Source organism: Stenotrophomonas maltophilia group sp. RNC7, assembly GCF_030910085.1.
Classification (GTDB): domain Bacteria; phylum Pseudomonadota; class Gammaproteobacteria; order Xanthomonadales; family Xanthomonadaceae; genus Stenotrophomonas; species Stenotrophomonas sepilia.
Window position 1 is genome coordinate 1 of record NZ_JAVFVN010000649.1, and the last position, 8470, is coordinate 8470.

Annotated in this window: 9 protein-coding genes; 5 read left to right on the forward strand and 4 right to left on the reverse strand. The window is 67.2% G+C overall.

Going from position 1 to position 8470, the window contains the following annotated elements; all coding sequences use genetic code 11:
• Positions 1-107: 107 nt before the first annotated feature.
• A complete protein-coding gene (locus tag RCF13_RS13500; protein ID WP_061480118.1) occupies positions 108-527 on the reverse strand; it encodes a hypothetical protein in 420 nt (139 codons plus the stop codon).
• A gap of 122 nt (positions 528-649) precedes the next feature.
• Here RCF13_RS13500 and sufT point away from each other — a divergent pair, with 122 nt between their 5' ends.
• From sufT to RCF13_RS13515, 3 genes are all read left to right on the forward strand, one after another.
• Positions 650-1201: a putative Fe-S cluster assembly protein SufT gene (sufT, locus tag RCF13_RS13505; RefSeq protein ID WP_005415385.1), complete on the forward strand. Its 552-nt coding sequence runs from the start codon at positions 650-652 to the stop codon at positions 1199-1201.
• Positions 1202-1260: 59 nt separating this feature from the next.
• The gene (locus RCF13_RS13510; RefSeq protein WP_061480117.1) at positions 1261-2355 is read left to right on the forward strand and encodes a branched-chain amino acid aminotransferase; all 1095 of its coding nucleotides are present in this window, start codon (positions 1261-1263) and stop codon (positions 2353-2355) included.
• A 410-nt stretch (positions 2356-2765) separates the two neighbouring features.
• Positions 2766-4508 carry a S8 family peptidase gene (locus tag RCF13_RS13515; RefSeq protein ID WP_061480116.1) on the forward strand — a complete coding sequence of 581 codons (1743 nt, stop codon included), beginning with the start codon at positions 2766-2768 and terminating at the stop codon, positions 4506-4508.
• Between the two features lie 189 nt (positions 4509-4697).
• On the opposite strand, the gene RCF13_RS13520 is transcribed toward RCF13_RS13515, so the two are convergent.
• The 3 genes from RCF13_RS13520 to wrbA all read right to left on the reverse strand — a co-directional run bounded on the left by RCF13_RS13520 (position 4698) and on the right by wrbA (position 6188).
• A complete protein-coding gene (locus tag RCF13_RS13520) occupies positions 4698-5183 on the reverse strand; it encodes an asparaginase domain-containing protein (RefSeq protein WP_010481766.1) in 486 nt (161 codons plus the stop codon).
• Between the two features lie 79 nt (positions 5184-5262).
• Positions 5263-5598: a DUF2069 domain-containing protein gene (locus RCF13_RS13525; protein ID WP_164262196.1), complete on the reverse strand. Its 336-nt coding sequence runs from the start codon at positions 5596-5598 to the stop codon at positions 5263-5265.
• Positions 5595-6188: an NAD(P)H:quinone oxidoreductase gene (gene wrbA, locus RCF13_RS13530; protein ID WP_049438254.1), complete on the reverse strand. Its 594-nt coding sequence runs from the start codon at positions 6186-6188 to the stop codon at positions 5595-5597. Before wrbA ends, RCF13_RS13525 begins: the two co-directional genes overlap by 4 nt.
• Positions 6189-6265: 77 nt before the next feature.
• Here wrbA and RCF13_RS13535 point away from each other — a divergent pair, with 77 nt between their 5' ends.
• Positions 6266-7540 (forward strand): YihY family inner membrane protein, encoded by a 1275-nt coding sequence (locus tag RCF13_RS13535; RefSeq protein ID WP_154350266.1) that lies wholly within the window; start codon positions 6266-6268, stop codon positions 7538-7540.
• Positions 7537-8109, forward strand: coding sequence for a TlpA disulfide reductase family protein (locus tag RCF13_RS13540; protein WP_134969369.1), 573 nt, complete (start codon positions 7537-7539; stop codon positions 8107-8109). Before RCF13_RS13535 ends, RCF13_RS13540 begins: the two co-directional genes overlap by 4 nt.
• Positions 8110-8470: the final 361 nt, after the last annotated feature.

Below are 8470 nucleotides of genomic sequence, written 5' to 3' on the forward strand. Positions count from 1 at the left end.
GGTGGGTGGGGCGGGGCCCCGGGCGGGTGGGGGGGGGGCGGCGGGGGGCCGGGCGGTTGTGTCGCCCCGGCGCTACCCTCATCCACGCGTGGCGTGAATCTGCGCGCTCAGCGCGCCAGCCAGGCGCCCACGGCCACGCCCAGGGCCAGCCACAGCCATTCCATTGCGCCATTGGCGAGGGTGATCAGGGTCCAGGCCAGGTGCGGGCCCATCCGCATCGTGGCGTCCCACAGATCCAGGCCGATCGAGCCGCCCATCCAGGCGCTGGCGATGGCCCAGTTGGCCACGGCGGCCACCAGCAGGGTGCCGAGCACGACCAGGGCGACGCGCAGCCGGCCTGGGCCCAGCGTGCCCAGGCGCAGCATGAACACCAGTTCCAGGGCGGCCAGCACCGCCATCCAGCCGACCTGCCGGCCGGTCATCAGCGCCAGGACCATCCAGGCGAGGGGAGCGACAAACAGGCCCAGCAGCAGCATGAGGGGCCAGAGCCAGGTCACGGTCCTGGCACGCGCGGCATTGGAGGACATCGAAGCTCCCAGAAGATCACCCACAGGATACTGTGGTTTGCCGCAGTGCACCGGCGGTGCGGGGGCGGCTGGGCTAGAATGCCGTCTTGCGTGGCCTCGGCCACGGCCCCATATCGGTCCCCATGTATTCCCGTAGCAGCGAACCTGTCCACTTCGAACGCGATTGCGAGGCCGTGATGGTCCCGCAGGGCGACACCGTGACCCTGCCCGCCGGCAGCTATGGGTACATCACCCAGGCGCTGGGCGGCAGTTATTCGGTGTTCGTCGAGGGCAACCTGTTCCGCATCGCCGGCAAGGACGGCGATGCCATCGGCAAGGAGGCACCGGCGCCGCTCGAGCTGCCGGCCGACGCCACCGATGAACAGGTGGAGCAGCTGGTGTGGCAGCAGCTGCGCACCTGCTTCGATCCGGAAATTCCGGTCAACATCGTGGAACTGGGCCTGGTCTATGAAGTCGAGATCAAGCACCTGGATGAGGGCAAGCGCGAGATCGACGTGAAGATGACCCTGACCGCCCCGGGCTGCGGCATGGGCGAGATCCTGGTCGACGACGTGCGCAGCAAGCTTGAAATGATCCCGACGGTGGCCGAGGCCGACGTCGACCTGGTGTTCGACCCGCCGTGGAACCAGCACATGATGTCCGAGGCGGCCCGGCTCGAGACCGGCATGCTTTGACCCACGGCCCGCAGTGACGCGGGCCCGGCATTACCCGCAACCAGAACAGGAAATCTCCGGTGTCCCAGTCCATTCCCAGCTTCGCCGTCACCCGTTCGGACCACCCGCGCAGCGCTGAAGAGCGCGCCCAGATCCTGGAGAAGCCGGGCTTCGGCCTGCACTTCACCGACCACATGGTGGAAGTGCGCTGGGACAAGGATGCCGGCTGGCACAACGCCAACGTGCGCGCCTACGGCCCGCTGCAGCTGGACCCGGCCGCCGCCGTGCTGCATTACGGCCAGGAAATCTTCGAAGGCATCAAGGCCTACCGTCATGCCGACGGTTCGATCTGGACCTTCCGCCCGGATGCCAACGGCCGTCGCCTGCAGCGTTCGGCGCAGCGCCTGGCGTTGCCGGAACTGCCGGTGGAGATCTTCGTCGAATCGCTGAAGCAGCTGATCGCCGTCGACAGTGACTGGGTGCCTTCGGCCGATGAGTCGAGCCTGTATTTCCGCCCGTTCATGATCGGCGATGAGGCCTTCCTCGGCGTGCGCGGCGCGCACAAGGCCGGCTACTACGTCATCGCCAGCCCGGCCGGCCCGTACTTCGCCAAGGGTGTTGCCCCGGTGTCGATCTGGCTGTCCACCGAGTACGCGCGTGCGGCCAAGGGCGGCACCGGTGCCGCCAAGTGCGGTGGCAACTACGCCGCCTCGCTGCTCCCGCAGCAGAAGGCGCAGGCGCAGGGCTGCTCGCAGGTACTGTTCCTCGACCCGGTCGAAGGCAAGTACCTGGAAGAACTGGGCGGCATGAACGTGTTCCTGGTCTACAAGGACGGCACGCTGGTCACCCCGGAACTGTCGGGCAGCATCCTCGAGGGCATCACCCGCGAGAGCATCCTGCAGCTGGCCCGCGACCGTGGCATGAAGGTCGAAGAACGCAAGGTCAGCATCGACGAGTGGAAGGACGGCGTTGCCTCCGGTGCGATCAGCGAAGTGTTTGCCTGTGGCACCGCCGCGGTGGTCACTCCGATCGGCCAGCTGAAGGGCGAGGGCTTCTCGGTGGGCGACATCAACGCGCCGGCCGGCGAAGTGACCATGTCGCTGCGCAAGGAACTGACCGATATCCAGTACGGCCGCCTGCCGGACCGCCACAACTGGCTGGTCAAGCTGGGCTGATCGCCCAACGCTGAACTGTAGAGCCGAGCCGACGCTCGGCTGCTCTTCCGGAAAGCCCGTCCCCGTGACGGGTTTTCTGCGTTGTGGGCCCGGGGCCGAACGCCGATGTCGGCAAAGTCATTCCAGGACACGTGACGACCCGGTCAGGTCTGTGCAGGACACGAGGAAGTTCCTTCACCTTCACAAACCCTTGACCCTAAAAGTCTCAGAACGAACATTTCATCTTGCTGAAAAGACGCTGAAAATCTTGTGGTGTCCGGTTTCGGCCATTAGCGTCATATGTACGGCGGATCGTTAGGGGGATCCGCTGACTCATCGGACTTCGAACCTCGCCAACGCAAGCCAGCCCAGGGTTCGGGCCGGTGCTTCTGCCGATTCCGGCATTCACACCACAAGAAAGGGAAATACTGATGTCCCAGGTAACGCAACCGCGTGTGCGTCGAGTGTGGGTGGTCCTTGGTGCGTCCGTTCTGTCATCGCTGCTGCTGGCCACGCCTGCGCTGGCCGGTGACGTCCAGCTCAGCGGCCTGCAGTCCGCGCCGACGCACCAGCGCTTCATCGTGAAGTACCGCGACGGCAGTGCGCCGGTGGCCAACACCACCGCACTGGCCTCTTCGCTGAAGACTGCCGCCGCCGGCCTGGCCAGCAGCCAGGGCCGCGCGCTGGGCCTGCAGGAGGTCCGCAAGCTGGCCGTTGGCCCGACCCTGGTCAGGACCGATCGCCCGCTTGACCAGGCCGAATCCGAGCTGCTGATGCGCAAGCTCGCCGCCGACCCGAACGTGGAATACGTCGAAGTCGACCAGATCATGCGTGCGACGCTGACCCCGAATGACACCCGCTTCAGCGAGCAGTGGGGCTTCGGTACCTCCAACGCGTCGATCAACGTGCGGCCGGCCTGGGACAAGGCCACCGGCACCGGCGTGGTGGTGGCCGTGATCGATACCGGCATCACCAACCATCCCGATCTCAACGCCAACATCCTGCCTGGCTATGACTTCATCAGCGATGCCGCGATGGCGCGCGATGGCGGTGGCCGCGACAACAACCCGAATGACGAGGGCGACTGGTACGGCGCCAACGAGTGCGGCTCGGGCATCCCGGCCTCCAACTCCAGCTGGCACGGTACCCACGTCGCCGGCACCGTGGCGGCGGTGACCAACAACAGCACCGGCGTGGCCGGTACTGCGTTCAATGCCAAGGTCGTCCCGGTGCGCGTGCTGGGCAAGTGCGGCGGTTACACCTCCGACATCGCCGACGCGATCGTGTGGGCCTCTGGCGGCACCGTCAGTGGCGTGCCGGCCAACGCCAACCCGGCCGAGGTCATCAACATGTCGCTGGGTGGTGGCGGCACCTGCTCGGCCACCTACCAGAACGCCATCAACGGCGCGGTCAGCCGTGGCACCACCGTGGTGGTCGCCGCCGGCAACAGCAACACCAACGTGTCCTCGTCGGTGCCGGCCAACTGCGCGAACGTGATCGCGGTGGCGGCCACGACCTCGGCCGGTGCGCGTGCCAGCTTCTCCAACTACGGCGCCGGCATCGACATTTCCGGCCCGGGCCAGAGCATCCTGTCCACCCTCAACACCGGCACCACCACGCCGGGCAGCGCCACCTATGCGTCCTACAACGGCACCTCGATGGCGGCGCCGCACGTGGCCGGCGTGGTTGCGCTGATGCAGTCGGTGGCGCCGAGCGCACTGAGTCCGGCACAGGTCGAAAGCATCATCAAGAGCACTGCACGCCCGCTGCCGGGCGCCTGCTCGGGTGGCTGCGGCGCCGGCATCGTCGACGCCAACGCGGCCGTGGATGCGGCGATCAACGGCGGTGGCAACCCGAACCCGGGTGGCAACGTGCTGCAGAACAACGTGCCGGTGACCGGCCTGGGCGCCGCGACCGGTGCCGAGCTGAACTACACCGTCGCCGTTCCGGCCGGTAGCAGCCAGCTGCGCGTGACGATCAGTGGCGGCAGCGGCGATGCCGACCTGTACGTGCGCCAGGGCAGTGCCCCGACCGATACCAGCTACACCTGCCGTCCGTACCTGAGTGGCAACAGCGAGACCTGCACCATCAACAGCCCTGCCGCTGGCACGTGGTATGTGCGGGTGAAGGCCTACAGCACCTTCTCGGGCGTGACCCTCAACGCCCAGTACTGAGCCCAAGTCCCTCTCCAAGGGCACGCCCTGGCTTCGGCCGGGGCGTTCTTGCTTCTGTGGGGCCGAGCCCATGCTCGGCTGCTCTGGCTGCGGACCGTTGTGCCGCGCTGGCACGCGGTTGCCGAGCATGGCTCGGCACTACAAGGGCAGCGCTCTGGCAGGTGCCGAGCTTGGTCGGCACGCGGTTCCTCAGACCGACTCGAAGCGGTTCGCGGCCACGTTCTTGCGCACGTGCTGCGGGTCGAAGATCCGCCCGTTCATCGCGATGTACACGCCGCTCGGCAACGACTGCACCGCACCGATCGCACAGCCGATGTTGAACTCGGCATCCGAGCCGCGGAAGCGTGCCGGGCTCAGTGCACCGGTCATCACGATGGTCTTGTCCGGGATCGTCGCCAGCACCTTGCCGGTCTGCACCATCGAGTCGGTGCCGTGGGTCACCAGGACGTGCCGGGTCGGCTGCGCGGCGATGGTGGCGCGGATCAGCTCGCGGTCCTCATCGTTGATGTGCAGCGAATCCTTGCGCAGGATCGGAATCACGTTGAAGCGGAACGTCACGCCCAGCTCGCGCAGGATCATGCCGATCTGCGGATCGCCGATCTGGTAGTCCGACTTGTCGTCGAAGTAGATCTTGTCGATCGTGCCACCGGTGGTGACGACCAGGAGCTCTTCCATCATGTGCATGCGCGAAACCAGGACAGGTACTGCGGCGCGGGGCCAGGAATGCAGATGATACGGCCCAGCGGGCGCAGCGTCAGCGTTGCTTGCCGAAGCGGGCGCGCAGGCCGGGCAGGCTGGCGCTGAAGATCACCAGCAGGGCCAGCGCGATCTCGATCAGCGCCAGCCAGCGCGTTTCCGGATGGCTCCAGGCGCTCATCACGCCGTGGCTGAACCAGCCCAGCGCCAGCACCGAGGCCCAGAAACCGGCCTTGCGCCAGCCCAGGCGCACGGCGATGGCCAGCGCCAGCGGCGGCGCGGTGAACACCAGCTGGGTCGCCAGCCAGTGCTTGTCATTGATGAACCAGCCGGCGAACAGCGCGGCCAGCCCCATCAGGGCCAGCAGCAGGACCGTGCGCGGCGCGGCGGTCATCGGGCCAACCGCTGCGCGATGCCGGCCACCCGACGCCCCAGCGCGCGCGCCAGCACGGCTTCGTCGTCGGTCGGCTGCGGGTCGTCGGCGGCACCGGCGACGTGGCTGGCGCCATAGGGTGTGCCGCCACTGGTGGTATGGCTCAGCGCCGGTTCCGTGAACGGAATGCCGACGATCACGCAGCCATGGTGCAGCAGCGGCACCTGCATCGACAGCAGGGTCGATTCCTGCCCGCCATGCATGGATGCGGTGGACGTGAACACGCCGGCCGGCTTGCCGGAGAGGGTGCCATTGACCCATTCGGCGCCCAGCCCATCCAGGAAATGCTTCACCGGCGCGGCCATGTTGCCGAAGCGGGTCGGACTGCCGAGCAGCAGGCCCTGGCATTCGACCAGGTCCTGCACGCTTACATAGGGGGCGCCATCGTCGGGTACCGGCGGCTGCGCGGTCTGGGTCACTGCGGCCACCGGCGGCACCGTGCGCAGGCGCGCGGTCATGCCCGGCACTTCGCCGATGCCCCGCGCGATCTGGCGCGCCAGCCGTGCCACCGAACCGCCCCGGCTGTAATACAGCACCAGAATCTCGCCCATCGTGCCCGCTTCTCCTCGTCGTGTGGTCACCAGTATGGCTATCCTGCGAGCATTCCGCATCGGGTACCCTTCCACCGATGGAACCTTTGGATACGCTCAACCTGTGGATGGAGCGCGCGCGGGATCGCGCACGGGCCATCAGTTTCGGCCGCTTCCTGTGGCATCGCTTCCTCGACGACCGCCTGTTCCAGGCAGCGGCGGCGCTGGCGTACACCACGGTGTTCGCGCTGGTGCCGCTGGCCATCGTGGTGTTCGGCGTGCTCTCGGCCTTCCCCGTTTTCGACCGCTGGAGCGACCAGCTCAGCGACTACGTCTTCTCCAACTTCGTGCCCTCCGCTGCGCGCGCGGCCGAGGGTTACCTGCGGCAGTTTTCGGCCAGTGCCGGCCAGCTGACGGCCGCCGGCTTCATCGCACTGGTCGCTTCACTGCTGATCACGCTCAACAGCGTGGAAGAGACCTTCAACCAGATCTGGCGGGTCGGCTCGAGCCGGCCCAAGCTGACCCGCTTCCTGGTCTACTGGACCGTGCTGACCCTGGGCGCGATGCTTGCCGCCGCGTCGCTGGCAGTATCGGCGAGGGTGTTCGCGATGCCGTTGTTCGGTACCCAGGAGGGCCGTTGGCTGGCCGAACTGGCGCTGCGGCTGGCACCGATCCTGATCGAGTTCGTCTGCATCACGCTGATGTTCCGCGTGGTACCGCACCACACGGTGAAATGGCGGCATGCCGTGCCCGGCGCGATCCTGGCGGCGGTCATCCTTGAACTGGTGAAGTGGGGCATCGGCGCGTATCTGGGCAGCTTCCAGTCCTACCAGAAGCTGTATGGCACGGTCGCCTTCGTGCCGATCCTGCTGCTGTGGATCTACCTGTGCTGGGTGGCGGTGCTGCTGGGTGCGTCGCTGGCCTCCTCGATGGCCGCCTTCCGCTACCAGCCGGTCGAGCTGCGCCTGCCACAGGGGTACGAGTTCTATGGGCTGCTGCGCCTGCTTGGCCGCTTCCAGCATGCACGGGCCAAGGGCAAAGGCCTGGCCGATGACGAAATCCTGCGGCTGGAGCCGATGCTGACCGATTCACTGCTGCAGGACCTGATCTGCAACCTGCAGGAGATCGACCTGCTGCGCCGCGATGAGCGCGGCGAGTGGCTGCTGTCGCGCGACCTGGACCAGGTCAGCCTGGCCGATCTGTACGAATGCACCCAGCTGCGCATCCCGGTAGCCGAGCAGCACCTGCCGTATCGCGACGACAGCCTGGGCCGTGCCGCCTTGGCGGCGCTGGATGACCTGCGACTGCCCCTGCGCGAACGCCTGAAGCGCAAGGTCAGTGATATCTATACCGACTCTGGAGAGACCCCATGACCCGCAACACGTCGTTGCCGCTGCTGCTCCCGTTGACCCTGCTGCTGGCCCTGGCGGCCTGCAAACCGGCCCAGGAGCCGGCACCGGCCAGCAGCCAGCCGCCGGCACAGGCGCCGACGCCGAGCACGGCACCGGTCGAGGAAACCCCGGCCGAGCGCACCACCGCCGAGTTCCCGACGCTGAAGATGAAGGCGGTGGATGGCAGCGACTACGACCTGGCCGCGCTTCGCGGCAAGTGGGTGGTGGTGAACTTCTGGGCCACCTGGTGCGCGCCGTGCCGCAAGGAGATGCCCGAGCTGTCGGCCCTGCATGCGATGCGCAGCAACATCGAAGTGGTCGGCTTGGCTTACGAGGACATCGAAGTGCCGGAGATGCAGTCGTTCCTGGCCAAGCATCCGGTGACCTATCCGATCGTGATCGTGGACCCGTTCGATCCGCCGGCCGACTTCGCCACGCCGCGTGGCCTGCCGCTGACCCATCTGCTGGACCCGCAGGGCAAGCTGGCGCATACGTTCCTCGGCCCGGTGACCGCCGCCGACATCGAAAAGCAGATCGCTGCTGCCAAGTAGTGGGTTGGTCGGCAGGGCCTGCGGCCCTGCACCCGCGGTAGTGCCGGCCGCTGGCCGGCAGCAACAGCAACAGCCGAAGCAACAGCAACAGCGGGCTATCCGTGGGATGGCGGGGCGGGGGGGGGGGGGGGGGGGGGCCCCCCCCCGGCCCACAGGTGGGTGGGGGCCCCCCCCAAACCCGGGCGAACCCCCCACCCCCCCACCCCCCCCCACCCAAAAAAAAAAAAAAAAACCATCAGCCAAATAATTGGTTTGTCGGGCAAGCCACACGCCCACCCACCCCCCGAAATGACCCCCCCCGCCCCCCCACAAAACAAAAAACCAAAAAAAAAACAAAACCCCCCAAAAAACCGAGAGTCCG

Coding starts and splice junctions, on each gene's coding strand:
- RCF13_RS13500 (WP_061480118.1), bottom strand. CDS start 527: ATGTCCTCCAATGCCGCGCGTGCCAGGACCGTGACCTGGCTCTGGCCC.
- sufT (WP_005415385.1), top strand. CDS start 650: ATGTATTCCCGTAGCAGCGAACCTGTCCACTTCGAACGCGATTGCGAG.
- RCF13_RS13515 (WP_061480116.1), top strand. CDS start 2,766: ATGTCCCAGGTAACGCAACCGCGTGTGCGTCGAGTGTGGGTGGTCCTT.
- RCF13_RS13520 (WP_010481766.1), bottom strand. CDS start 5,183: ATGGAAGAGCTCCTGGTCGTCACCACCGGTGGCACGATCGACAAGATC.
- RCF13_RS13525 (WP_164262196.1), bottom strand. CDS start 5,598: ATGACCGCCGCGCCGCGCACGGTCCTGCTGCTGGCCCTGATGGGGCTG.
- wrbA (WP_049438254.1), bottom strand. CDS start 6,188: ATGGGCGAGATTCTGGTGCTGTATTACAGCCGGGGCGGTTCGGTGGCA.
- RCF13_RS13535 (WP_154350266.1), top strand. CDS start 6,266: ATGGAACCTTTGGATACGCTCAACCTGTGGATGGAGCGCGCGCGGGAT.
- RCF13_RS13540 (WP_134969369.1), top strand. CDS start 7,537: ATGACCCGCAACACGTCGTTGCCGCTGCTGCTCCCGTTGACCCTGCTG.